Here is a 25,396-nt window from a genome sequence, read left to right as displayed (position 1 = left end):
GTTACTGCGGAATCGTACCCTCAACACCCTTGACCAGCCAGTTCATGCCAAGCACCTCTTCAAGGGTCAGCTTCTGGCCGTCCTTAACGGTTACATTGCCCTTGTTGTCCGAGATGGGTCCGGTGAAGACCTCCAGCCCGCCGCTGATGATTTTGGCCTTGGCGTCCTCCACCAGCTTCTTCACATCCTCGGGAACCTTGTTGCCGAATGGCGCCAGCTCCACCATGCCGTCCGCCATATCGCCGGAATACTGCTCACTTTTCCAGGTTCCGTCCATCACAGACTGTACAGCTTTTACATAATAAGGACCCCAGTTCCATACAGGGTTGGTTAAGTAGTTGTCCGGTGCATACTTGCTCATATCCGAGTCATTCCCCCCGGCAAAAGCTCCCCGTTCCGCCGCAGCCTGAAGGGTAGCCGGTGAATCCTGATACGCCAGCAGGACATCCGCCCCTTTGTCGAGCAGGCTGATGGCCGCCTGACGTTCAGTGGCAGGGTCATACCAGGTATTCGTCCACACCACATCCACCTTAACCGCCGGGTTGACGCTCTGCGCGCCCAGCGTGAAGGCGTTCAGATTATAGATCACCTCGCTGATCGGGAAGGCTCCCACATAGCCGAGATGGTTTTTCTTTGTCATTTTGCCTGCCGCGATCCCCGACAGATAGCTTGCCTGATAGTTTTTGCCGAAGTAGGTTCCCATGTTCTCAGCGGTCTTGTAGCCGGAGGCATGCAGGAACTTCACGTTAGGAAATTTGCCGGCCACATTCAAGGTGAAATCCATATAGCCGAAGCTTGTGGTGAACACGATGTCATGGTTTTGCGCAAGCTCTGTGATGATCCGCTCGGCATCGGCGCTTTCCGGTACATTTTCTACGAAATCCGCCTTAATCCCGAGCTCCTTCTCCATATACAGACGGCCCTGGTCATGCTGATACGTATACCCGCCGTCACCCGGAGGCCCGATATAGACAAAAGCAACCGTCGGCTTCTTTGCTGCCGGCTCTGTCGTTGCCGCCGCCTCGCTGCCTGCCGGTGTACTGGCCGCCGAAGGCTCTGCCGTTGCTGCCGCACCCGTATTAGACGCCGTATTATTCTTCGCGCACCCCGTCAGAACCACCGCCAGCAGGAACATCGTGATGATGCTGAATTTGAATGCCTGACCCCTTTGTTTCATAATTCTCCTCCTCCAGGATATCTCTTCTAATGGCTACAGCCATTAATGTATCTCTACTATACTGAGGCGCAGCACTTACGTAAATTTATATAACATAGCTTTGTGTGGTTGGATAAGAAGAGGGGGCCGATTTTGTGCTTCATGCACGAAGTCATCTCAAATTAAACTTAAATACTGTGATATTACCTTACATAGCTTTAAAAAATTGCGAATTCACTGTCTATTCCCGCTCCGCACGCTCCATTCTCTGCTGTACTCTCCGAAGCTCTCCGGCAGCCCGGTCTCTGTGAAGGCCTGAACAGACTCTTGCGGCAGGATGAGCCCCTTATACTCCTTGGTCCGCATAATGGCAGCTATCCCCTCTTCATCGTCCAACTCCTGAAGTCCGCCGAACAGCGTGCTTGAGAAAAGGGTAGGCGGCATCAGCAGCCCTTCCTGTGCACTCGTGACATAATCAAGCTCCGGGTGCTGCTCATACGCCTGGATGAACCGGCGGATCTGAGCCGCTGTCACAAACGGCTGATCTGCCGCCGCAATGACCACCGCATCCGGCTGAAGCGAAGCTACAGCATTCAAGCCGCAGCGCAGGGAGAAGGACAGGCCCAAATGGGCCGTCAGGCAAGTCTCAATCCGCCGCATATTCTCCGCCTTCCCGGCCGGCGGCAGCCAGCCTAAAGGATCATCCGCACGCACCACTACAACCAGCGGCGCGAGCCCGCAGGTCTCCAGCTCACTGAGCATCGCCGCACCGGCTGAACCCGCGCCCGCCCTGTTCTGAGAACCTTCAGAGGCCCCTGCTCCATTACTGCGGCCTGCCGCCAAAAAGATTCCGGCCACCTTCATTGTTCTCCACTCCTTTTTTTGGGCAATCTGCTGATGGACGGCTGTTATTCGCGCTCCAGCATTCTGCGGAACAGGAATACCAGCTTCAGCTTCATGAGATCATTGATTTTTTTGAAATCGACATCCAGCAGCTCACTGAGCTTCTCAATCCGGTAAGTGGCCGTATTGCGGTGAATGAACAGCTTCTTGGCCGTCTCGTTCACATGGCCGTCATTCTCCAGGTAGACCTCCAGCGTGTGGAGCATCTCCTTAACATATTCCGGTTCCCGGCTAAGCAGCCCCCGCAGGCTGCCGTTATAGTAACGCTCCATGGTCTCCGCCGGAATCTTGCTCAGCAGCAGATCAAGCTCCAGCTGGCGGTAATGCACCACATTTCCGTGTGCGCCCCATTGCCGGGCCATGCCCATACATTCCTTAATCTCGGCAAAAGCTTCCTTCAGCCCCTCCGGCTTCAGCTTCACGCTGCTGACAGCCGCCTGCGGATAATACCCTTTATCGAACTTCAGGCTGTCGAAGCATTCCTGAATCAGCGCCCGGAACTCCTCCGGCTGATGCGGCCCGGCCGGATACAGCGACACCAGTCCCTCCTCCACCAGGAAGTGAACCGCCTGCAGGCCATGCAGCACCGGATGCTCCGAATACTCCTCCTTCAGCCGCAGCAGCTCTCCCTGCCGGGCTTCTCCCACAACAGCCACATCGGTAAGCAGCAATTGAAACGGGGACTGGAGCAGCGTAATCTCCAGCCGGAGCGCTGCCTGCGCCAGCTCAGCGTATTTCAGCCCGTCATTCAGGAAGCGCCGCAGCAGCCCGCTGAATTCCCGGTGTCCGGCCTGCTCGAAATAATCCTCCAGCCCGGTATGCATATGATAAGAAATCAGCTCTGCCCCCTGGACGAACAGACTTTCCTCCACCGGCAGCAGCAAGGGATCAATATCGCAATAATGAAGATAACCCAGACATTTCCCGGCCTGTAGCAGCGGGAGACGGTAGCCGGTGCCTCCGCTGAGACGGAAGCGCTGATTGCGGGGCGGCCAGGGCCACCCTTCCAGCTGCTCACTCTCGGTATATCCCGAGTTGTTGAATACTACCGCCCCCCGGTTGCTGATTACAGCCAGCGGATAACCGATGATCTCAGAGACGGTGTCCAGCAGCGGACGGCTGCGACCGGAACGCAAGGCAAGACGCATCAGCAGCCGCTGCTTCTCCATCATGCTCTGCAGGGTGCCCACGCTGCGCGACAGCTCCGCGCGGAACAAGCCGTTCATCTGGTCGGAGAAGGTGAACTGGAACGGCAGCTCGATCAGCGGGAAATTCAGCTGCTCCGCTTCCGCAATCAAGAGTGGCGGCACAGCCTCCCAGAACCGGCCCAGCTTAATGCCCAGCCCTGCTGACCCGCGCCGGTTCAGCATCTGCAGCAGTGCCGAGGCATCCTCCGGGCTGTCCTTGATCAGATAGGCTGTGGTCAACAGCATTTCCCCTTCCTTGATCCAATCCGAGATATCGGGAGCATCCATGACATTAATCGATTTCACGATCCTGTGCTTCCCCTTAGACCCGGCAATCAGCTTCGCTTCGGATAAAGGATAAATGGACAACGCTTCTTCCACCGTAAGATGCATAGCCACCCCTCCTTCTCTACCTTCATAATAGGTTTATTCGAGTCATATGTTACTTTATGTAACATTATAGATAAAATGACCGCTGTTGGAAAGAGAAAAGTTAGAATTAGGCTCAACTATGTTAGATAATATTACACATTGGGCGGCAGTGACTCTCATTTGGTCCCTTGAAGCTGCATAATTGCCCACGTATCTTTGCAGCTGCCGGATGTATGCTGTTTTTTGCATACATTTGGCCCGCTCACCTCGCATCCGCCCATTGTATGCTGTTTTCCACATACATCCGGACCACTCACCCCGCACCGGCCAAATGTATGCTGTTTTTCGCATACATCCGGACCACTCACCCCGCACCGGCCAAATGTATGCTGTTTTTCGCATACATCCGGAACACTCACCCCCGCACCGGCCAAATGTATGCTGTTTTCCACATACATCCGGACCACTCACCCCCGCACTGGCCAAATTTATGCTGTTTTTCGCATACATCCGGACCACTCACCCCCGCACCGGCCGGATGTATGCTGTTTTTCACATACATTTGGCCCGCTCACCTCGCTGCTGGGTATTGTATTCGGTTTTCCGCATACATTTGGCCCACGCACCTCGCGCAACTAGCGGATCTCCTAGCGATCAGCAAAAAGCCCTGGTTCTCTACGTTCAGAGAACCAGGGCTATGACTTCCTACTTCCATACCTCCTGTATCCAGGACAGGAGTCTCAGATCTTGTCCGTGTCCGCCGATGACGGACAATCCCAGCGGCAGTCCGCCGGGGCCGGGCACCGGCAGCGTAACCTGCGGCAGCCCGGCCAGTCCGGCCAGGCAGCTGAGCATCATGGCGCTGCTGCGGCTCCGCTCCAGCTGCCCGGGTCCGGCGCCGCGCAGCGGGGCTGGACCCGGCACGGTCGGAAGGACGAGACAGCCGTCCTTCCCGAGCAGCGCCCGCAGCCGCTTAGTGATCCGGCTGCGCAGCATAGCGGCCGGGCTGTGATCCGCCCCGGCCAGCCCCGCCGCCCAAGCGAACCGGGCGGCAATATCCGGCCCGAAGACCGGCTGCTCCCGCCCGATCCACTCCCCATGGGTTGCCCAGATCTCGGCACCCTGCAGCTCGCGGAAGGCGTCCATCCAGGTCTTCAAGCCTTCAGGGGCAACCACGGCTTCAGCAGCCTGTAGCGAAGCGCCTGCCTGAAGCTTGTCCAGCCCCCGCCTCAGGTAGTCTACACAGTCCTGCTCCACAAGCGCCCAGCCTTCCGGGAGAATGAACATCCGGGACATTCGAAGATCACCAGCAGACTCGTCAACCGCCTCACCGCCGCTCTGCTCCATACTATTCTCCATGCTCTGGGCACCTACGCCGCTGTCCGCAGACCCGAGCAAATCGCCCGCCTTCTTCCTATTTTCCCCGTCACAGGCAATATCGTCTCTGTCCACAGACCCGATTAGAACCCCCGCCTTCTCCCTACTCTCTCCGCCTTGGGCATCACCACCACTGTCCACAGACCCGAGCTGATCGCCCTCCTTCTCCCTACTCTCTCCGCCTTGGGCATCACCACCGCTGTTCGCAGACCTGAGCAGAACGCCCGCCTTCTTCCTATCCTCCCCGCTACAGGCATCACCGCTTCTGTCCGCAGACCCGAGCAGATCGCCCGACTTCTTCCTGTTCTCCCCGCTACAGGCATCACCGCTTCTGTCCGCAGACCCGAGCTGATCGTACGCCTTCTTCCTATCCTCGCACCGGGCATCTCCGCCGCTGTCCACAGCCCCAAGCAGAACGCGCCCCGTCTTCAGCAGCAGCTCCGTGCTTCCAGCGATCCAGCCCACCGTATCAAAAGCCGGGGCCAGCGGAATAACCCCCTCCAGGGATACCGCACCGTGAGTCGGCCGATAACCGAACACACCGCAATAAGCCGATGGAACCCGGATGGAGCCGCCGGTATCCGTTCCGAGGGCAAAATCCACGCTCCCCGAGGCCACAGCTACCGCCGACCCGCTGGACGAGCCGCCGGGAATCCGATTCTCCCCGTGCGGATTCACCGGCGTACCGTAATGATAGTTCTCTCCGCCAAGGCTGTACATCAGCTCATCCGTATGGGCTGCCCCCCGCAGCGTAGCTCCGGCTTCCAGCAGCCTGCGTACCGCAGCTGCATGGGAGTCCGAAGGTCCATGGCTGCGCAGCCAGTCCGGGTTACCGGCGGAAGAACGGTGCCCGGCCACTGCGAAGACATCTTTTACCGTGAAGGTCAGGCCGTGCAATCCCCCGTGTCCGCTCCCGGGAATCTCAAGCTCCGGAACCCGGAATGCGCCGTGCCGATTATCAAGAACCATGCTGCTCCACCCTCTCCCTCCCGGACAAACCGGGTTACTCTCACCCTGCCTCTTACCTCCTTAGCTCCCTATCTCCTTGTCTCCCTATCTCCCACTCTCCCATCCCCCTTATCTCCCTATCTCCTTGTCTCCTTGTCTCCTTATCTCCCTATTTCCCTATTTCCCTATCTCCTTGTCTTCCTATCTCCTTATCCCCTTATCCCCTTACCTCCCTATCTCCCACTCTCCCATTCCCCTTATCTCACTATCTCCTTATCTCCTTGACCTTCCCGCCAAGAATCCAAATCGCTTACCAACCGATAGCCGCTCCATCAGAGCGAGGGTCCGTCCCCCCGCTGCGGTAGCCGTTACCGTCAATCGAGATAGCGTGGGCGTGCCCCATCCCCCCGTCATAGCTCTCTGCCTCACGGACCAGATGCCCCGCCTCCGCCAGTTCCGCCCGCACGGCTTCCGCTACCCGGTTCTCGATCCGCAGCTCCTGAGTCGGCTCTCCCCAGGTTCTGCCCCAGACAAAGCGCGGTTCACTCACCGCAGTCTGCGGGTCCATCCCATAGTGAAGCATGCGCGTGAGCAGCAGGGTCTGCGTCTGCGGCTGTCCTTCGCCGCCCTGTGTGCCATAGAGATAAGCAGGCTTCCCGTCCCGGCAGGCCATCGCAGGCATCAGCGTGTGGAAGGTGTGCTTGTGCGGCTCCAGCGTATTGATATGGGCGGGATCAAGCGAGAAGAAGGACCCGCGGTTCTGGAGCAGAATTCCCGTATTCCCGGCCACAACCCCCGACCCGAATTCGAAATACAGACTCTGGATGAACGACACCGCGTTACCCTCTTCATCTACTACCGCCGCATAAGCTGTATCCCTTCCAACCGGTTCGCTGCTGAGAGCAAGCGCCTTACGGGGAGAAATTGCCGCCGCGAGTTGAGCCGCATAAGGCTTACTCAGCAGACGTTCCAGCGGAATGCTGCTGAAGGACGGGTCAGTGAGCACCTGATCACGGTCACGGAAGCTCAGCTTCAGCGCCTCCACCAGCAGATGATAATATTCATAGGAGCCATGCCTGATCTCCGCGAAGTTAGAATGCTCCAGGATATTAAGCGCCATGAGCGCCGTGAAGCCCTGCGAATTCGGCGGAACCTGATAGACGGTATGCCCATGGTATCCGGTCTGAAGCGGCTCTTCCCAGCTCCCCTGGTGGTCCGCGAAATCATCGCGGGTCAGATACCCGCCGGAAGCCTGCATATAATTACTGATCTCTTCCGCAATGCTCCCTTTATAAAAAGCATCCCGGCCTCCCGCCGCAAGCGCCCGCAACGTCCCGGCCAGCTGCCGCTGCACAAACCGCTCTCCCGCCGCCGGTATCCGGCCGCCGGGAAGATACACCGCCGCCGCTTCAGGCGACAGCGCGGCTCCGGCCAGAACACTGCCGCCATGCTGGTCCGGCGACAGCGGAAAGCCCCCGGCGCTGTAGCCGATAGCCGGCTCCAGCACCTCGGCCAGGGTCAGCCGTCCATACTCCCGCTGGACGGCTGACCAGCTATCCGCCATTCCGGGCACCGTAATGGCGCTGCGCACACCCCGCCGGGGAATGGCCTCTTCCCCGGCATAGCAGTCCCGGCGGACGGCGTAGCCCGAGCGTCCGCTGCCGTTGTAGGCCCGCACGCACCCTTCGCTGGCGCTGTACCCCAGCCAAAAGGCGTCGCCGCCGAGCCCGGTCATATGCGGATAGACCACAGCCAGCGCCGCGCTGACTGCAACGGCCGCATCATAGGCGTTGCCGCCTTTGGCCAAAACTTGCGCGCCCGCCGCCGAGGCCAGATAATGCGGGCTGACCACCATCGTTTTCGTTCCGGTCACCGGTCCTCTCCTCATGCTCCGCCTCCGCCTCCCATCCATGCCGCTTAAGTTAGTGTCATTTAACAGCAGGACCTGAACCCCTGTCAACGGCTTCCGCAGGACCGTACATTTGCTGCCGCTTATTTTGTGAGCCATGCACAAATTTCAGGACGGAAGCAGGCCCAGGCCCGGCATCCCTTCTATCCGTCTGTTATATGGAGCTGCAGCAGGCTACAGCCTTAGTACGCCCTCTGTGCAACCCCTCACTTCAGGATATATTGCGACAGCACAGCCTGCACTTCGTAGATATCGACCGATTTGTTGAAGGTTTTCTTCAGTGGCAGCCCCGCGCCCGAGATATACAGGCACAGCTCCGCATCCAGATCGAAATGCCCCGCCGTCTCCACGGAGTAATGAGTGATGCTTTTGTAAGGAACAGAGTGGTATTCGGTTTTCTTGCCGGTCATCCCCTGCTTGTCTACAAGAATCAGCCGCTTGTCTGTAAAAATAAACATGTCCCGGACCAGCTTATAGGCGCGCTCAATCTTTTCATTCGGAGCCAGAATCCGTCCGTATTCCCGCTGCACCTCCCCCAGCTCCACCTGAGTTGCATTGCCGAGCAATCCGTTAAAAATCGCCATAACTCTCCTCTTTTCCCGCAGCCGTTATAAGGTCAACGCCCCTTCGCCACACTCCATACTACTTGCAGTGCCATGCATTTATGTCTCTGCGGGAACAATTCTCCCTTGCTTATTTCGGGATTTTTGGTTACACTAGCTTTAAATTTATCAAAAAGGAGGTGTAGGAGAATGGATCACAATCGGACCAACAGTGTTAGCAGCCGGCTGATTAATATTATGGCTGGCGTTATTCATGCAAATCTGGACAACGGGAGAAGTCTGTCCATTTACATGAATTTAATAACACTACAACATTGTGAAATGCCTTTCTCGCCTACACTTCAACGGATATCCTAACCCGAAGAATACTCAGGCCGCAGGGAAATTTCCCTGCGGCCTTTTTATGCTGTTTTGACCGGAATCCGCAGAAGCCAAAGGACGGCGAAGGAGAGTGCATTCCTAATTAAAGGAGAAGAATAACGATGATTATCTCATGTCAAAATATCCAAAAATACCACGGTGCCCAGCTCGTTCTGAGCGATGTCACCTTCGATATCCGCCAAGGCGAAAAAATCGGCCTGATCGGCCGCAACGGCTGCGGCAAAACCACCCTCTTCCACCTGCTGAGCGGAGAAGAACGTCCGGACCAAGGGCAGCTCTCCATCCGCCGGGGCAGCGTCATCGGCCTGCTTGCCCAGATTCAGGAGGTGAACGAGAGCGACACGGTCTATGCCGTCCTGCAGCGCAGCTTCGCCGAGCAGCTCGGCTGGCAGCGCCGCCTGCGGGAGCTGGAGCAGGAGATGTCTTCCTCCGGCGCGGGCGAAGACGGGCAGGCCTGGAACCGGCTGCTTAAGGAATACGGCACCCTGCAGGAGAAGTTCGAGGCCGCAGGCGGCTATGAGCTGGAAGCCTCGATCCAGCGTGTAGCCTCAGGGCTGGGGATTGGAACGGAGCAGTACGACCGCCGCTTCTCCTCCCTCTCCGGCGGAGAGAAGACCAAGGTAGGGCTGGCCGAGCTGCTGCTGCGCCGTCCCGACATCCTGCTGCTCGATGAGCCGACCAACCATCTGGACATGGAGGCTATCGAGTGGCTGGAGCAGTTCCTCCAGAGCTATGACGGCACGGTGCTGGCTATCTCCCATGACCGTTACTTCCTGGATGCCGTGGTGAAGAAGGTCATCGAGATTGAAGACGGGGAGGCTTTCACCTTCCATACGAACTACAGCGGTTATCAGGTGGAGAAGGAAGCCCGGCTCCTTCAGCAATTCGCTGACTATCAGGAGCAGCAGAAGAAGATCAAGCAGATGCAGGAGAGTATCAAACGGCTGATTGAATGGGGCAACCGCTCCAATCCGCCGAACCCTTCCTTCCACCGCCGTGCTGCGTCCATGCAGAAGGCGCTGGACCGGATGGTCAAGGTCAAACGCCCGATCCTGGAGCGAAAGTCCATGGATCTGCAGCTCCAGCAGGAGGACCGGACCGGCAACCAGGTGGTCATCCTGGACCGGATCAGCAAGTCTTACGGGGAGCGCAGGCTTTTCTCGGCCGCCAGCGATATTCTGAGATACGGCGAGACCACCGCACTGATTGGCGGCAACGGAGCAGGCAAAAGTACCCTGCTGAAGATCATCCTTGGCCAGGAGACACCGGACAGCGGGAGCTGTACGCTTGCTTCCCGAGCTGTCGTCGGTTATCTTGCCCAGGAAGCTGTGCCGGAGGAGGGCGGCCACTCCGTGCTGCGGTATTTCCGCGAGGAGGCCGGACTTGAAGAAGGCGAAGCCCGCGGCCAGCTGGCCCGCTTCCTCTTTTACGGCAGCGATGTCTTCAAGAGCATCACCAACCTGTCAGGAGGAGAATGGACCCGGCTGCGCTTCGCGATCCTGATGCACAAGAGGCCGAATCTGCTCATTCTGGATGAGCCGACCAACCATCTGGATATCGATTCCCGCGAAGCGCTGGAGGAAGCACTGGAGGAATTCCCCGGCACCGTGCTGGCGGTATCCCATGACCGTTATTTCATCAACCGCTGCTTCGGCAAGCTCTGGCATATTGACGGCGGACACTTCTCCTCCTTCCCGGGCAACTACGAATACTATAAGGAAAAGCAGGCCGAAGCCGCCCAGCGGAAAGAGGCCACGCAGCCGGAATCTTCCGGGAACGGCACCGGCAAGCCCCGCTCATTAAGCGGGCAGGTAGACCGCTCCCCTTCTGCCTCTTCCTCTGCCTCAGCTGGTTCGGGTACGGAATCCGCTTCCTCCCGCCGCAAGAATACAGGGGGATCACCATCCGGCCCTGCCAGTCCGAACCGCAAGCCGCGTCCGGCGGCTTCGTGGGAGCAGGACATTGCCGCAGCGGAAGCGCAGCTTGCTCTTATCGATGCCGAGATGCTGGACCCGCAGCTGTCGAGCAATGCAGAGAAGCTGGCCGAGCTGCAAGGAATGAGAGATGCTGCGCAGCAGAAGCTCGATGAACTGTATAGCGGCTGGTTAAGCGAAGCGGAGATGTGAATTGTAGACAGACTAAATACTAAATCTAAGGTAGAGGTGACCGTAATGACATTAACTCCGGAAATTGCGAAATATTGGGAGAGTTATCTGGTGAAGCATCCGGAAGCGGCAGACAAATTCGACAGCGCCTGGGCGTTCGGCGACAATCCCCGGCTGGCAGATGAGCTGCTGGATCTGGTTCTTAGAGGAATCAAGACCGGGACCGCGCAGAATTATGAGTTGATTGAAGCGCAGGGGCTGACCATGCCTTTTACAGGCGGACTATCCGTCCTGCTGGACAGCACAGGGCAGCCGCGCGCGATCATCGAAACAACGAAGGTGGAGGTCGTTCCATTCGCTGAGGTAACCGCTGAATTCGCCTACTCCGAAGGGGAGGATGACCGCAGCCTTGAATCCTGGCGCTACGAGCATGAGGTGTTCTTCACCAGGGAGATGGGGCGTGAGGGCAAGCCCTTCGACCCGGATATGCGGGTGGTCTGCGAGACCTTCCAGCTGGTGCATATCAACAACGACTTGTAATTTCAGCATAAAAAGGCTGCTTCTTCACTTCGAAGAGGCAGCCTTCATTGTATATGTGCAGTTAGTAGTAGTGAGACTTAGCTATTGCTGCGGACGGGTCCTAGAAATTCCAGATGCCCATCATCCAGCCGATCAACGAGATCCATAAGGGAATACTGATCAGGACACCCCATACCAGGCCCGTGGCGATATTGCCCTCTGTAGGCCGGGTCATCCCCTCCTGCGCAAGCGGAAGTCTTAGCTCTTCTTGTTCCATGCGATCCCCTCCTAAAATTCTTATCGTCAAAGCAGAGGAAAAAATGTAGACCGCCAGGCCCAAAAAGAGATGTTTTCGATAAATTTTTTAGATATAAAGGCTCAGCGGATCATCACTGTAAAGGCTTACATAAATAATATTAACCAAAAAATGTATTCATAAAACTTATATACACTCTTGGTTATCTATTATATGCAGTGCTTTAGTCCAATATTACTTCTTTTTCGGGATGATGTAAATATTGGAATAGGGTATGCAGCTGCTCCGCCGTATTGCGCTCTTCAGACAATTCGGGCAATGCATCCTCGGCAAAAAATCCAACACCGCTCGTTTCCACACCACCCGCCGCCTCCCCGCCGGTAATTCTGCACAGGATGAACATTTTATAGGTATGGTATGGCTCCGGCGGATGCTGATGGAACTTCTTATCCAGTACAGCAAGCAGACGAATCGCTTCCGCCTGGTAGCCGGATTCCTCGGCAATCTCCTTGACAGCCACCTCACTCGGTGACAGGCCGATATCCGCCCACCCTCCGGGCAGCGCCCATTTTCCGTCGAGCTTCTCGTGTACGAGCAGAATTTTATCCTCCTGAAAAATCACTCCCCGGATATCCACCTTAGGTGTGCTATACCCCCCTTCGCCCGCGAAAGAGAGCCGGATACGCTCCTTGCTCTCAGACGTATAATTCGCCAGAATATCCACGCTCAGCTCGCGCAGTGCCTGATAACGCTCAATATCATATACATCCTTGGCATACGTCAGTCCGGTCTGGGCAATCGCTTGAATTTCTTTGGCCCAGGTTAACCATTTCGGTTCCATAAGCACACCGCCTTTATTCGGATTTAGTTACACTACTTCTTCCAGACGCTCTACTCGCACAGCATCAGATGACGGGAGAACGCACCTTTTCGCGCCACACAACGGTCTATAATTGTAAAACCGGCGGCAGCAATCATCTCATCCACAGCCTCAATCGCTACAATGACCACTCTGTCCGCAATCCGCCGCGTATGGCTCAGAATCGCAAACTGCTCTTCGGGGGTAATCCGTGAATACAGATTATAAGGCATATCCACGATGGCCGCATCGTAATGCTCCTCTATGTCTGCGATATCTCCGAGCGTAACAACACTCTCGAAGCCGAAATGAGCAATGTTCGTCCGCGCACCGGCTGCAATGAGCGGGTTAATATCACGGCCGACGACATCGATTCCCATCGACAAAGCTTCCACCATTACTGTGCCAATTCCGCAGCAGGGATCGATCAGCTTCACACCGGGTATGCGCGGAACCGCCATATTGACCGCCGCCCGGGCTACCCGTGTGCTGAGCGCTATGGAGTAGCTGCGGGGCTTGTGCATCTGCCGGAACCAGGTTGCATTGTTCTTATGATAAGAGCCGAAGTACCAGCGTCCGCCGAGCGTTACAATCCCGTACACCAGCTCCGGATGGTTCACATCCGCCTCTCCCTCAATCCGCAGGCCAATTTCCCGCTCAATCACTCTGCGCTCACCGTATTCGATTTTGTGTTCAGGAGCCAGATCATTAGTCTTCACAAAAATAACCTTGAAGCTCCGCCCCCCCAGCTCTACCTGCTCTGTCTGCTTGTAGATCTCCGGGAGCGTGTCCCCTTCGTACATCACATCTATCCGCTCTTTGATAAAAGGACTGCGGCTGACATCCGCCTCTACCCCGCTTGCAAATATAGCCGGAGGGATCTCCCGGCCGAACAGGCAGCGCAGCTCCATCCCGCACAATGAGGTCTCATCCGGCGAATGGGCATACGTATAAATATATATCGGTTCAACACTTGCAGGTATGTTCGTTGACACTACAATTTCGCTCCTGTCGCTTCCGCCGCGCTCGGCGGTTCCTTTGCTTAAACTAAGTAAGTCTATCACGGTTACTGCCAGTAATCAACAGCCTGCAAGGAAGTGTTACCTAAGCTACGCAGCTCCAGTCACCCTATGTTGAAGGGCCGGACAATCCTTTTTTGATCCATCGGGATATCTCCAGTATAATGAATGCATTACACTGCCGAACCTGAGCCGCAGAGACCCTCCGTTATGCATGTTGCCGCATAATACGGGTAGCTGTGGTATTAAGCAGCGAATTCCAAGGAGGTACATACCCACTATGTCTTACGAAACTTACTTTCAGGCTGAGCGTGAAGCCCAGCTGACCGAGCTTAAGCAATGGCTGGCGATTCCCAGCATCTCAGCCCTCTCCACCCACAAGGAAGATATCAATGCTGCTGCCGCATGGCTGACTGAGACACTAAAGCGCGCAGGACTTGAGAATATTGAGCTGCATCCCACTGCCGGCCATCCGGTGATCTATGCAGACTATCTTCATGCGCCCGGCAAGCCGACTATTCTGGTATACGGGCATTATGATGTACAGCCGGTGGATCCGCTGAACCTGTGGACTACCCCTCCGTTTGAACCGGAGATCCGTGACGGCAAGCTGTATGCGCGCGGCGCTACAGACGACAAGGGCCAGGTATTCATGCATATCAAAGCCATCGAGGCTATCCTGAAGCAAGAGGGCACGCTGCCAGTCAACATCAAGCTCTGCATCGAAGGGGAAGAAGAGATTGGCAGCATCAACCTGCCGCCATTCCTGGAAGCTAACCAGGACAAGCTTGCGGCAGATGCCGTTCTCGTCTCGGATACCTCCCTGCTGGAACGCGGACGCCCCGCCATCTGCACCGGGCTCCGTGGTCTCTGCTCCATGGAGGTCACAGTGAACACCGCCTTGACTGATTTGCACTCCGGCTCCTACGGCGGCGGCGTTCCCAATGCGCTGCATGCGCTGGTCTCGCTGCTCAGCACCCTTCACGATGACAAGGGCCGCGTATCTGTAGAAGGCTTCTACGAAGGTGTGCCTGCCCTGTCCCCGCTGCTGCGCGAAGAATTCGCCAAGCAAGGTGTGGATGAAGACAAAATCCGGACCGCCCTCGGCCTGGAGCAATTGTACGGCGAAGAAGGCTACACCTTCGTGGAACGGGTCGGCGCGCGTCCAACGCTGGAGCTGAACGGCGTATACGGAGGCTTCCAAGGCGAAGGCAGCAAGACAGTAATCCCGAAGGAAGCCCATGCCAAGATTACCTGCCGCCTGGTCGGCGACCAGGACCCGCAGCACATCCTGGATGCCGTTGAAGCCCATCTGAAGGCTAATATCCAGAGCGGCGCCAAGGTTCAGGTGAAGCAGATGGAGAAGGCACGCGCCTTCAACATCGATCCGTCACACCCGATCCTCCAGACCGCTGCCGATGCTTATGGCAAGGTCTACGGCACACGTGCCCTCTTCACCAAAGACGGCGGCTCCATCCCAATCATGGAGAGCTTCGCCCGCATCCTGAAGGCGCCGGTCGTCCTGATGGGCTTCGGACTCGATGACGAGAACCTGCATGCGCCGGACGAGCATTTCAATCTGGAGAACTTCGACAAAGGACTGCTGACCCTTGTTGAGTTCCTGAAGACCGTCTAACGTCCAAGGCAGACGGCTTACCTGTCACATCATATAAGTAAGCCAGGCCCCCGAAGGATCGGAGGCCTGGCTTCTTTTTGTTTTATTTTCGCCTACATTTGGTCCAATCGCCCTCATTTTCACAACAAAAAAACCCTTGCGGACAAGGATTTCGGAAGTTAAATATGGAGCGGGTGATGGGAATCGAACCCACGCTATCAGCTTGGAAGGCTGAAGTTCTACCATTGAACTACACCCGCAACTCGAATTGAGTACAAGAAACATTGTAGCACCACTACGAATAAATTGCAACCCTATTAAATTCAGATAACGGAGGTCCAGAGGTTACGACGGCATTTCCAGCAGAGGCCTGAGGAAGGACTGCTCGAATTCGGCCGCCTTCACCGGCTTGCTGAACAGAAACCCCTGGGCTTCATGGCAATGCTGCTGACGCAGAAAGTGGAGCTGCTCCTTGTTCTCCACACCTTCGGCGGTGACCTTAAGCTTCAAATGGTGGGCCATCGAGGTAATTGTAGAGACAATCGCGGCATTGTTGCTATCCTCCATGACATCGGATACGAAGGAACGGTCGATCTTCAAGCGGTCAATCGGCATATTTTTCAGATAATGCAGAGAGCTGTAGCCTGTGCCGAAATCATCGATGCTGATGCATACGCCAAGTCTTTTGAGGCGGTTCAATTGGTCGAAGGCGGTCTCCTTGTCCAGGGTCATACTCTCGGTAATCTCCAAATCCACGTAGCAGGGATCTAGACCGATATCCTTCAGGATGGCATCAATTTTGCCGGCCAGATTGGGCTGCAGGAACTGGCGCATCGAGAGGTTAATGGACACGCAAATCGGATGATAGCCGGCATCCTGCCACATTTTATTCTGCAGACAGGCTGTCTTAAGCACCCATTCCCCAATGGGAACAATTAGCCCGCTCTCTTCAGCGATAGGAATGAAATCCACCGGAGAGACCAAGCCGCGTTTGGGATGGTTCCAGCGCAGCAGCGCCTCCATGCCGACAATCTCTTCTGTCTCAAGCAGTACCTGGGGCTGATAGACCAGATAGAACTCCCCCCGTTCCAGCGCCCGGCGCAGATCGTTCTCCAGCTTGAGCCGTTCCTTCGCCTTCATCTGCATAGCCGGAATATAGCGGCGGATCTCCACCCCCTGATCCTTGGCATTGTGCACCGCTGTGTCTGCATTCTGTATCAACTGCTCTGCCGTATCTCCATCCCCGGGGTAGATGCTTACCCCCAGACTCAGCGAGATATGGTATTCGCCCGACTCCAGGCCTACCGGTGTCTCGAACAGGCGCAGCAGCTCACCCGCCCGGACCAGACAATTCTCCAGACCCGTCCGCTCCGTCATCAGAAAAGCAAACTCGTCCGCTCCCATACTAAAGAGCTCTTCATTGACTCTAACCTCATCCCCGATCCGCCGGGCGACCAGCTGCAACAGCAGATCTCCTGCATAATGGCCAAGAGAGTCATTGATATTCTTGAAATGGTTGATGTTCATAATGACCAGCCCGGCGAAGCCGCGGCTTTTGTCCTGCTCACTCTGGAGCACCACCTCTTCCATGCGCTGCATCAGGCGGCGTCTGTTCGGAAGACCTGTCAGCTCATCGTGATACGCCAGATAATTAATCCGCGCTTCCGCCTGCTGATTCTCCTGAAATGGCTCCTCAATCGTCAATCTGTAGACCCCGGTCAGCAGAAGATAATAGGCCGCTGCGCTGCTGAGCATCCCGAAGAGATAATCCAATTCTCCGACACTGAACAGATTCATGAAGAAGACCTGAGCCAGTGAGAAGAATACAAGGGAACGGATAATAATCAGCAGAGAGGCTGACTTTTCGCTTTTGCCAGGATAGATAATAATCGCAGCACCAAGTAAATAGACGAACAGTATCGCCATGTTCATCAGGTCTCTTGCCGTTTCTGCCCATGGTTCGTCCGCCAGCCCGGAGACAATCAGGTTGCCGAGACCAAACACAGCCAAAGACAGCAGAATCACCACAAAAGCATTCCGAAACACCTTCCCCTTGACGCCGTTTCCTACAAGCTGGTCTTCTCTGCTGAAAATAAGCATAATCCCCAGTGCACTAGCCAGCCGGGAGAACGTCAGGAGCCATAAGGACTGCTCCGGGCTGATATACGAGGTGATTCCAGGAATACCTACAAACCCGAGTACATGCAGGAAATCAAAAATGCTCACCCCCAGGAACAATGCAGAGGTGTACAGCCTAGCCTTAGATAGACTATTGGCGAACAGCAGCCAGCCCTGGGCAAAAATCGCAAAACCGAACGCGACAGTACAGCAGCCCAAAATAAGGTAAAAGGCTATCAGTAAATCCTTGTCCTCGATTCGGCCCAGCGGTGTACGAAAAATCTGGATCAGAAGGAATAGCACAGCCCCCAGAATAGCCGCATGAATCGTCTTTCTCTCTTCTTGTCTCATAAGTCCCTCGCGTCTAAAAATAATATCTATAAAGTCAGATGGATGTGTATGATGTCCTATGTATAAATATCGGCTAGATAGCTCTGTAAAGTTACATTGATCACCTACTAATATTGTAAGGAAGCAGATTCGGCAGAAAAAAAGCACCTGCCTACAAACAGAGGCCAGTGCTTTCTCCTTCCAGACGGTTATTTGTCCCCGAAATTGACCTCGGGTGTTGTCAGTGTGTCATAGAAGTCAACCGCCTTATCTTTATCGGCCGAAGATCGCAGCGCCATTGCCGAGCGGGGATGCTCGTCCAGCGTTCCTGTAATCATATACGGAATGATATAGCCCCACTCTTCCTTCTCCCGCAGAGGGATCATCAGGTTCTCAATGATATCCAGAACAGGCCGGAGCGTATAATTCGTATTCTTCAGATGGGTAACCAGCAGCTCTGTAGGACAGTTACCTGCGGCGCGGCCCATTCCATAACAGGAAGCATCCAGCAGCTCTACCCCCTTCTCGGCTGCAATCAGCGTATTGGAGAAGGCCAGCTGAAGATTGTTGTGGGTATGCACACCGAGCCGCTTCTCCGGAAGATGTGTCTTGAACTTCTCTACCAGGTAATGAAAGTCATTATGATCCAGGCTGCCGTAAGAATCCACGATATAGACTACATCAACTACGCTCTCACGGATCTGCTCGAAGGCTTCCAACAGCTCATTCTCCATCACATTGGACAGGGCCATAATATTAATGGTCGTCTCATAGCCCAGGTCATGGAAGGTCTGCACCAGCTGAAGGGCCTTGTCCACATCCTTGCTGTAACAAGCCACACGGATCAGATCGAGCATGCTCTCGCTGCGTGGCAGAATATCATTCTCGTCCACCCGGCCGATATCGACCAGAGCCGACAGCTTCGTATGCCCCTTTTGCGGAATGACCTTGCGCAGGAAGTCATCATTTAAAAAGCGCCAAGGGCCTGCACCCTCTGCCCCTTTGAGCAGCTTCGGCGAGTTCTTATATCCGATTTCCATATAATCAACACCGGCTTCATTCAGTCCGGCATATAATTTCTGAACAAATTCAATACTGAAATCCCAGTTATTTACCAATCCCCCATCACGGATGGTACAATCGACAATTTTACTATGATTAGTCTTCACAATCTGTTCTCCCTTCGGGGTATCTCTTTAGTACTATGCTTATATTATCGTTCAATCATACTTTAACGAAGAAGATATTGTAAAGAAAATTTCAGTAATCTTCATATCGATTTTCGCTAACAGAAACAATGACATTAATCACAGAATAAATGGCAGTAAAATGCTACATTACAAGAAATCATTGAGATTGATTATCAGTCTCTTTCGGAGGGATAACAATGGCTCTAACATCCTGCTCCTTGCTGCGTTTGCAACCAGGCACTACCGGCTCCATTCAAAGAATTGAAGGCATGAATCCAATTTTGCGCCGCCGTCTGGCCGATCTGGGAGTATCTGAGGGTGTAATGATCCGTCTCAAGGGCAAAGGGCCGTTCATGGGTCCGATTACGCTTGAATGTAACGGTCAGCTATTTGCTATCCGGCGGAAGGAAGCATCTATGATAGAGGTGAAAGTATCATGAGCTCCATCGCACTTGTGGGGAACCCCAACACCGGGAAAACCTCGCTGTTCAATACCCTGACTTCCTCCTACGAATACGTAGGGAACTGGGCAGGCGTTACGGTTGAGAAAAAAATCGGCAGTCTAAAGAACGGAGCCGGGAAGCTCATCGATCTGCCTGGAATCTACTCCCTTCACCCCCTCTCCCGTGATGAGGGCGTAGCCGCACAATACTTAATCGAAGAAACCCCTGAAGCACTTATCAATATTGTCGATGCCTCGCAGTTGGAACGGAACCTGCTGCTTACCCTGCAACTGCTGGAGTATGGCAAGCCGACGATCCTCGGACTGAATATGACCGATGTCGCCAAGGCGCGCGGCATTCAGGTGAACCCCGACATTCTTTCGGAACAGCTTGGTATTCCCGTGCTGCCGCTGATTGCCCGGACAGGCAAAGGAACCAGTCAGGTGCTTAGCGTGCTGGAGCAGCCTTCCCATATCCCGCCTGTTACCTTCCAGTTGAATTATGGGGAACTCGCTGAAGAAGCCATAGCCTCCATTGTTACACATTTGCAAAAGATCTCTGGTCTGCCTAATCTCCGCTGGGTTGCTCTCCAGCTGCTGGAGCAGAACCCGGTAATCCTGGAGCTGCTTAAGAAGCGGACGGATATTTCCGGCTTGCTGCTGATTGCAGATACCGCTCAGACCCGGCTGCAGCGGGATAAGCTTGCACTCACTCTTCCCCAGTTGATTCGCTCGGTCCGCATGGACTACATCCGCAAGGTGTGCGCTGAAGCGATAGACTCCACCCTGCAAAAACCGCATAATTTGACCGAACGTCTGGATTCCATCCTTACCCACCGTTTTCTCGGACTGCCCCTGTTCATCCTGTTTATGTATGCCATGTTCAAAACTACCTTTGACTGGATTGGCGGGCCGTTGTCAGATCTCTTGGATGGCTTCATCGGCGGTCAGCTCAGCGATTGGACGAATTCGCTGCTGGGGGCCATCGGAGCTTCGGAATTCACGCACGCACTGATCGTTGATGGTCTCATCGGCGGTGTGGGCGGCGTACTCGTATTTGTTCCACAGATATTCATCCTGTTCCTGATGATCTCCTTCCTGGAGGATTCCGGGTATATGGCCCGTGTCTGCCTGCTGATGGACAGCACGATGGAACGGATGGGACTGAATGGCAAGGCCTTCATTCCGTTCATTATCGGCTTCGGCTGCAACGTACCGGCGATTATGGCGGCCCGAAGTATTGAACAGCCCAAGGACCGGATGCTGACGACACTGCTTATGCCGCTGATGTCCTGTTCTGCCCGGCTTCCGGTCTATCTGCTGTTCGCAGCGGTCTTCTTTCCTGCCCAGCAAGCTACAGCTGTACTCTCTATGTATGTCATGGGTGTTGTATTTGCCCTGGTTCTGTGTAAGTTCTTCTCCAAGTACCTGTTCAAGAATGAGGCGTCTATCTTCATTATCGAGCTGCCTCCTTACCGGATGCCGCAGCTCAAGACACTGAGCCGCAGCACCTGGGAGAAGGGCAAGGGCTTCCTGCGCAAAGCAGGGACCATTATCCTGGCCGGCTCGGTCCTGATCTGGCTGATGTCCTATGCTGGTCCTGGCGGCCTCAATGTGGACATGGATCACTCCTTCCTGGCCAAATTCGGCGGCTTCATTGCCCCGCTGCTGCAGCCGCTCGGCTTCGGAACATGGCAGGCGGGATCAACTCTGGTGCCCGGCTTCCTCGCGAAAGAGGTTGTGGTCTCTACCATGAACATCATCTACCATGCTCCGGATACAGCGGGACTGGAAGGCCAGATTGCTTCAGTCTTTACACCGCTTAGCTCGATCAGCTTCATGGCCTTTATCCTGCTCTACATTCCTTGCCTGGCCACTGTCGGCGTTATCAAGAAAGAGACTGCGTCCTGGAAATGGACATTCTTCTCCATGGGTTACTCTCTGGTATTGGCCTATGCGGTGTCACTGGTGATCTATCAAGGAGGACGTTTGCTCGGATGGTCGTAGCCCCGCAGCAAGTCCAAGTTATTAAGAGAGGAAGCGATGACGGCAATGATCGTTAATATTGTGATTGTGGCGCTAATATTCGGGTATTCCGGCTGGATAATCTACCGCCATGTGCAGAAAGGCAAGCAGGGGGCCTGTGCGGGCTGTGACAAGGGCAAGACCTGTCCCGCAGCAGCGATGGATTCACCTCTGTCCTGCGGCAGTGCTTCACTGGGCAACAAGCGCTAGGATGCAGTTCTAGCGGATACAGACTTAGTATTCTTTCGTTTAGAAACCTTGGCATGCGGGTATGTTAGTTATAAGCTTTTAACAACCAGACTATTGCCAAGGAGGAATAACCATGAACACCAAGAAGACTTTGTTTACAACGGTAGCCTTGGGAGCCGCCTACTTGCTGAAGAATAAGAATACACGGGATAAGATTATGAATGGCGTCCAATCCCTGACTGCCCAGATGAAGGCCCGTAAATAGGCTGCTATTCCCGCAGTTATGAGAAGCAGGATTCCAAATGAACAAAGAGCCGCAGGTCTCAGGAAACTGAGAATCTGCGGCTCTTTGTGTCTGTTTGGACGATTCGGTCTAGGCCTCAGGGGAGCGGTGATCTGGTTCAGCCGCAGCGCTCAGCAGATATTCCAGCAAGGTGCGGACCATGATACCTGTGGCACCCTTAGGATTCACACCCCGTTCCGCAGACAGAAAGGCAGTCCCTGCAATATCCAGATGCACCCACGGCAATCCCTCGGCGAATTCTCCGATGAACAGCCCCGCCGTGCTGACAGCTCCATATCGTCCGGCAGCATTGCGGAGATCCGCAACCTCGCTTGTCAGCATCTCCCGGAATTCAGGATAGGCAGGCAACGGCCAGATGTGCTCCCCTGACAGCCTTGAGGCTGCCAGAAGCTCTTCCAGGAATGCTTGATCATTCGTTACTGCCCCTGTAGCCACATCTCCCAGAATCGACACCACAGCTCCTGTCAGCGTGGCTACGTCAATGATCCGCTGTGCTCCCCATTCCCGGGCATAGGTGAGCGCATCTCCCAGAATGATCCGTCCCTCCGCATCAGTATTGATGATTTCGACCGTTCTTCCACTGAGGGTAGTAATGATATCGCCCGGTTTATAAGCATTCGCTGCCGGCATATTCTCTGCCGCCGGAATCAGCATGACCACATTGACCTTGGGACGCAAATGCCCCAACGCATCCATAACCGCAAGAACGGCTGCGGCCCCGGCCATGTCACTGAACATGCTCTCCATGCCCGGTGCCCGCTTCAGGGAGATGCCCCCGGTATCGAAAGTGATTCCTTTGCCGACCAAGCCCACTGCGTTCTCCCATTGATTCGTCCCCTGATAGCGGATAACAATCATGCGGGGAGGATTCACACTGCCGCTGCCGACCGCAAGCAAGCCGCCCATTCCCTTAAGCGCAAGCTCCCGTTCATCCAGTACTTCAGCCGGAAGCCCGTGCCGCTGTGCAATTTCGATGGCAGCCACTGCAAGACCCGAAGGAGTCAGCAGATTCCCCGGACGGTTGGTCAGATCACGGGCAAGGTTAGCAGCCTCCCCGAAAGCCTTCCCCCGCTTGATGCCTTGTCTCCAGGCTTCCTCGTCTGCTGCTTCGCTCTTGCCTTCCGTACGCAGATGTACCGTATCTATACCCGTATAGGCTGCCTGGTCCAGCTTATAGTGTCTTCTGCGGTAAGACCCCAGGACCAGCCCTTCCGCGATGGCCTGGCCGGCCTGCTCCGCCTTCAGCGCCCCAGTCAGCCCGCCCGGTACCGCCAATATCTGCACAACCAGCGTAGCGGCCTTCAGCCTATAAGCTGCCCTGGCGGTCTGCGCCATCAGCTGCCGCAGCTCGTGCATACCCATCTGGCCCTTTCCGCTTCCGGCCAGAATGACCACAGGCTGCTCAGGCTGCTCCATTACGGGCAGTATATACACTTGCCCTTGTTTGCCACTGAACAGGCCCGCAGCGGACAATAGGCGGACTCTCGCGGCCCAATCTGCCGGAAGTCCTTCTCCCTGTGCCTGTGCCTCTGAGATGATTAGACATACAGCATCTCCTTGCGGCGAAGCTTTACCGGCATCACTGCTCCATTCAAAGATCAAACTTCATCCCTCCGACTAACGCAGATAAGGCTGATCTCCCGCACTTGTTCGTGCATCGCAGGAATCAGCCCTTACATATTAATTATAACCCGTATGCACTCCACCGAGAACAAAGGGCTTAAGATAGCATTAGTGAGTAAGCGGAAGCGAAATGACGAACCGGGTTCCTTCATTCAGCCGGCTGCTGACCGAGATGCAGCCGCCATGATTCTTGATGATCCGGTCACTGACGGAGAGTCCGAGTCCCGTCCCATTCTCCTTCGTAGTGAAGAACGGATTGAATAGTCTGTCAAGTGTGCAGATATCCATTCCCTTGCCGTTGTCAGAGATGAAGATGCGCACCTCTGTTCCTTCTTTACGTGCGCCTACCTCAATCCGGCCTACAGAATCATCCACCCGCTCCGAGATCGCTTCCATCGCATTTCTGATCATATTCAGCACAACCTGCTTCATTTGCTTAATATCCCCTGAGATGACCAGGTCCTCCTGGAGCACCTGCAAGTTGATCTGGCAGCCCTTCATCAGCGCCTCGCTCTCTGTCAGCAAGACCACTTCCTTCAGCAAGGCAGAGACAGGAATCATGCTGATCTGCGGCACAGAAGGCTTGGAGGAAGTCAGAAATTCATGAATAATGTCATTGGCACGGTCAATCTCCGCTAATATAATCTTCGCATATTCTTCTTTGCCGAGCAGATGCAGATGGGGATGAAGCAATTGTATGAACCCCCGGATAGCCGTCAGAGGATTGCGGATCTCGTGGGCGATGGAGGCCGATAACCGGCCCAGCATGGCCAGGCTGTCGTTCTGGTAGGCCGTCTGTTCAATCAGCTTGTAGTCGGAGATCTCTTTGAATGTGAACAGGTAGCTGCCCTTCATTTCCTCTCCGCTGGACAGGGTTGCGCGCCAGTACCGTCCATATTCATCCACAAATTCATAGCTTGGCTTACCTTTGAGCACCATTTCACGATAACTCCTCAGCACCTGTTTCTTCTTGAAGCGGCTGAGCTGAATATGGGATAACAGATGATGCAAGGTGCAGCCCAGAAGAGAGTGACGGTTAAGCTCCAGAATGCCGTACATCTGCTTGTTGACGAAAGTCAGCACACCCTCATCATCAAAAAGCAGAATCCCGCTGTCGATGTGCTCCAGCACATCCTCAAATGTGGTATCCATCGGACCAGATTGAAACGTTCTTGCCGATAATAGCAAGCTTTCCTGATATTGGCTTATCACGATACGAAGTTCCCCCTTTTACTGCAATTGACGAAGACGCTTAAGCGACATCAAATTACTATGTATCTGAGTATATGACGAAGCCGCCAGAACATTCGAAAATCGTATTGTATTATCCAACCGTTTCAACTATATTCCAATCATATCCAAGAGAAGAAGACAACGCAATCAGAGAATCTGTCGAATGGCAAAAATATTCCTAAAATGATTCTTAAGACACATTTAAGTGGGAGGGGAATGATTTGTTTCCTGCAAATACATTGAAAAGAGCCCCCGTCAGGCGGCGGGAGCTCACTGATTTATAACATGATGGTGGCAGGATCAAGACAGATATTCAAGCCTTCTGCTGGAGCCGGTGACGCCGCTGGCTCATGACAGCCAGACGCTTCTTCAGCTCACGTTCCCATTTGGAGTCGCCGATCTGTTTGGCAACCGCCAGCAGGTCCAGCGACATATCGATCTGGCTGCGTATGATCGCGAGCGGGTCCTCGCTCTCCATATTGATGACGTTCTCGAAGATCGCTTCCTCTTCCTCCATCACATAATCCTGGAAATCCACATCCGTGACGCCGTCGCCATGGGCATATTCCGCCAGAATTTCATATTCATTCTCGACTTTGTAATGTACCTCTACCCGGTGGCATACCGGACAAAAAAGCAGGGGAACATTATGGACTTGCGTGCGATAATGCTTTAGGGTTCCCTTCGTTCCAACCATACTCGCTCCACAGCAAAAGCTCATTTTTGTTCACCCTCCTTGAGTGTTGTCGTTGATTTGATTTCCTATTAGTATA

The 25,396-nt window shown here is 54.7% G+C and carries 20 protein-coding genes, 1 tRNA gene and 1 pseudogene; 7 read left to right on the top strand and 15 right to left on the bottom strand.

The annotated features are described in order from the left end of the window. Nucleotide 1: 1 nt before the first annotated feature. The 6 genes and pseudogenes from C173_RS20100 to C173_RS20070 form a co-directional block, all read right to left on the bottom strand. Nucleotides 2-1,177, bottom strand: coding sequence for a BMP family ABC transporter substrate-binding protein (locus C173_RS20100; protein WP_036727709.1), 1,176 nt, complete (start codon nt 1,175-1,177; stop codon nt 2-4). 213 nt (nt 1,178-1,390) lie between these two features. Further along, entirely contained in the window at nt 1,391-2,020 is a 630-nt protein-coding gene (locus C173_RS32955; protein WP_051478194.1) for an NTP transferase domain-containing protein, read from the bottom strand. Nucleotides 2,021-2,064: 44 nt separating this feature from the next. After that, nucleotides 2,065-3,639: a PucR family transcriptional regulator gene (locus C173_RS20090; RefSeq protein WP_036727707.1), complete on the bottom strand. Its 1,575-nt coding sequence runs from the start codon at nt 3,637-3,639 to the stop codon at nt 2,065-2,067. A 1,758-nt stretch (nt 3,640-5,397) separates the two neighbouring features. Then, nucleotides 5,398-5,964 (bottom strand): annotated as a pseudogene (locus tag C173_RS20080) (amidase family protein); the annotation flags it as partial. A gap of 289 nt (nt 5,965-6,253) precedes the next feature. After that, nucleotides 6,254-7,831 carry a gamma-glutamyltransferase gene (gene ggt, locus C173_RS20075; RefSeq protein WP_036727705.1) on the bottom strand — a complete coding sequence of 526 codons (1,578 nt, stop codon included), beginning with the start codon at nt 7,829-7,831 and terminating at the stop codon, nt 6,254-6,256. 227 nt (nt 7,832-8,058) lie between these two features. Then, nucleotides 8,059-8,436 (bottom strand): PH domain-containing protein, encoded by a 378-nt coding sequence (locus C173_RS20070; RefSeq protein WP_036696174.1) that lies wholly within the window; start codon nt 8,434-8,436, stop codon nt 8,059-8,061. 461 nt (nt 8,437-8,897) lie between these two features. Between C173_RS20070 and abc-f the strand changes: the two genes are divergently transcribed. Together abc-f and C173_RS20060 are read left to right on the top strand one after the other, a co-directional pair. Next, the gene (abc-f, locus tag C173_RS20065; RefSeq protein ID WP_036727703.1) at nt 8,898-10,922 is read left to right on the top strand and encodes a ribosomal protection-like ABC-F family protein; all 2,025 of its coding nucleotides are present in this window, start codon (nt 8,898-8,900) and stop codon (nt 10,920-10,922) included. 45 nt (nt 10,923-10,967) lie between these two features. Then, nucleotides 10,968-11,441, top strand: coding sequence for an ASCH domain-containing protein (locus C173_RS20060; protein WP_036727702.1), 474 nt, complete (start codon nt 10,968-10,970; stop codon nt 11,439-11,441). Nucleotides 11,442-11,541: 100 nt separating this feature from the next. Here C173_RS20060 and C173_RS34280 read toward each other — a convergent pair whose 3' ends face one another. The 3 genes from C173_RS34280 to C173_RS20050 all read right to left on the bottom strand — a co-directional run bounded on the left by C173_RS34280 (nt 11,542) and on the right by C173_RS20050 (nt 13,530). Then, the gene (locus C173_RS34280) at nt 11,542-11,697 is read right to left on the bottom strand and encodes a hypothetical protein (protein WP_155991586.1); all 156 of its coding nucleotides are present in this window, start codon (nt 11,695-11,697) and stop codon (nt 11,542-11,544) included. 202 nt (nt 11,698-11,899) lie between these two features. Continuing rightward, nucleotides 11,900-12,517, bottom strand: coding sequence for an NUDIX hydrolase (locus C173_RS20055; RefSeq protein ID WP_036727700.1), 618 nt, complete (start codon nt 12,515-12,517; stop codon nt 11,900-11,902). 50 nt (nt 12,518-12,567) lie between these two features. Then, nucleotides 12,568-13,530: a TRM11 family SAM-dependent methyltransferase gene (locus C173_RS20050; protein WP_442792658.1), complete on the bottom strand. Its 963-nt coding sequence runs from the start codon at nt 13,528-13,530 to the stop codon at nt 12,568-12,570. Between the two features lie 304 nt (nt 13,531-13,834). Here C173_RS20050 and C173_RS20045 point away from each other — a divergent pair, with 304 nt between their 5' ends. Then, a complete protein-coding gene (locus C173_RS20045; RefSeq protein ID WP_036727698.1) occupies nt 13,835-15,190 on the top strand; it encodes a dipeptidase in 1,356 nt (451 codons plus the stop codon). 165 nt (nt 15,191-15,355) lie between these two features. Here the strand turns inward: C173_RS20045 and C173_RS20040 are convergent. The 3 genes from C173_RS20040 to C173_RS20030 all read right to left on the bottom strand — a co-directional run bounded on the left by C173_RS20040 (nt 15,356) and on the right by C173_RS20030 (nt 18,786). Beyond that, nucleotides 15,356-15,429: transfer RNA gene (locus tag C173_RS20040), tRNA-Gly, on the bottom strand. 85 nt (nt 15,430-15,514) lie between these two features. Next, nucleotides 15,515-17,638, bottom strand: a complete 2,124-nt coding sequence (locus C173_RS20035; protein ID WP_036727697.1) for a putative bifunctional diguanylate cyclase/phosphodiesterase — start codon at nt 17,636-17,638, stop codon at nt 15,515-15,517. Between the two features lie 188 nt (nt 17,639-17,826). Then, nucleotides 17,827-18,786 (bottom strand): aldolase catalytic domain-containing protein, encoded by a 960-nt coding sequence (locus C173_RS20030; protein ID WP_200869575.1) that lies wholly within the window; start codon nt 18,784-18,786, stop codon nt 17,827-17,829. Between the two features lie 218 nt (nt 18,787-19,004). Here C173_RS20030 and C173_RS20025 point away from each other — a divergent pair, with 218 nt between their 5' ends. The 4 genes from C173_RS20025 to C173_RS35390 all read left to right on the top strand — a co-directional run bounded on the left by C173_RS20025 (nt 19,005) and on the right by C173_RS35390 (nt 21,728). Then, the gene (locus tag C173_RS20025) at nt 19,005-19,247 is read left to right on the top strand and encodes a FeoA family protein (RefSeq protein WP_036696155.1); all 243 of its coding nucleotides are present in this window, start codon (nt 19,005-19,007) and stop codon (nt 19,245-19,247) included. After that, nucleotides 19,244-21,256 carry a ferrous iron transport protein B gene (gene feoB / locus C173_RS20020; RefSeq protein WP_036727693.1) on the top strand — a complete coding sequence of 671 codons (2,013 nt, stop codon included), beginning with the start codon at nt 19,244-19,246 and terminating at the stop codon, nt 21,254-21,256. The genes C173_RS20025 and feoB overlap by 4 nt, the downstream gene beginning before the upstream one ends. Nucleotides 21,257-21,292: 36 nt before the next feature. Continuing rightward, nucleotides 21,293-21,484, top strand: coding sequence for a FeoB-associated Cys-rich membrane protein (locus tag C173_RS20015; protein WP_327196469.1), 192 nt, complete (start codon nt 21,293-21,295; stop codon nt 21,482-21,484). 112 nt (nt 21,485-21,596) lie between these two features. Beyond that, on the top strand, nt 21,597-21,728 hold the full coding sequence (locus C173_RS35390; protein WP_256707444.1) for a hypothetical protein: 132 nt from the start codon (nt 21,597-21,599) through the stop codon (nt 21,726-21,728). A 108-nt stretch (nt 21,729-21,836) separates the two neighbouring features. Here C173_RS35390 and C173_RS20010 read toward each other — a convergent pair whose 3' ends face one another. The 3 genes from C173_RS20010 to C173_RS20000 form a co-directional block, all read right to left on the bottom strand. Continuing rightward, nucleotides 21,837-23,369, bottom strand: a complete 1,533-nt coding sequence (locus C173_RS20010) for a leucyl aminopeptidase (protein WP_036727691.1) — start codon at nt 23,367-23,369, stop codon at nt 21,837-21,839. Between the two features lie 129 nt (nt 23,370-23,498). Next, nucleotides 23,499-24,602, bottom strand: coding sequence for an ATP-binding protein (locus tag C173_RS20005; RefSeq protein ID WP_036727689.1), 1,104 nt, complete (start codon nt 24,600-24,602; stop codon nt 23,499-23,501). A gap of 334 nt (nt 24,603-24,936) precedes the next feature. Continuing rightward, nucleotides 24,937-25,344: a hypothetical protein gene (locus C173_RS20000; protein WP_036727687.1), complete on the bottom strand. Its 408-nt coding sequence runs from the start codon at nt 25,342-25,344 to the stop codon at nt 24,937-24,939. Between the last annotated feature and the right edge of the window lie 52 nt (nt 25,345-25,396).

It is taken from the genome of Paenibacillus sp. FSL R7-277 (assembly GCF_000517965.1).
Classification (GTDB): Bacteria; Bacillota; Bacilli; order Paenibacillales; family Paenibacillaceae; genus Paenibacillus_AQ; species Paenibacillus_AQ silagei.
Note: the sequence above shows the minus strand (reverse complement) of the source record. Positions and strands in the feature narration are given on the sequence as shown.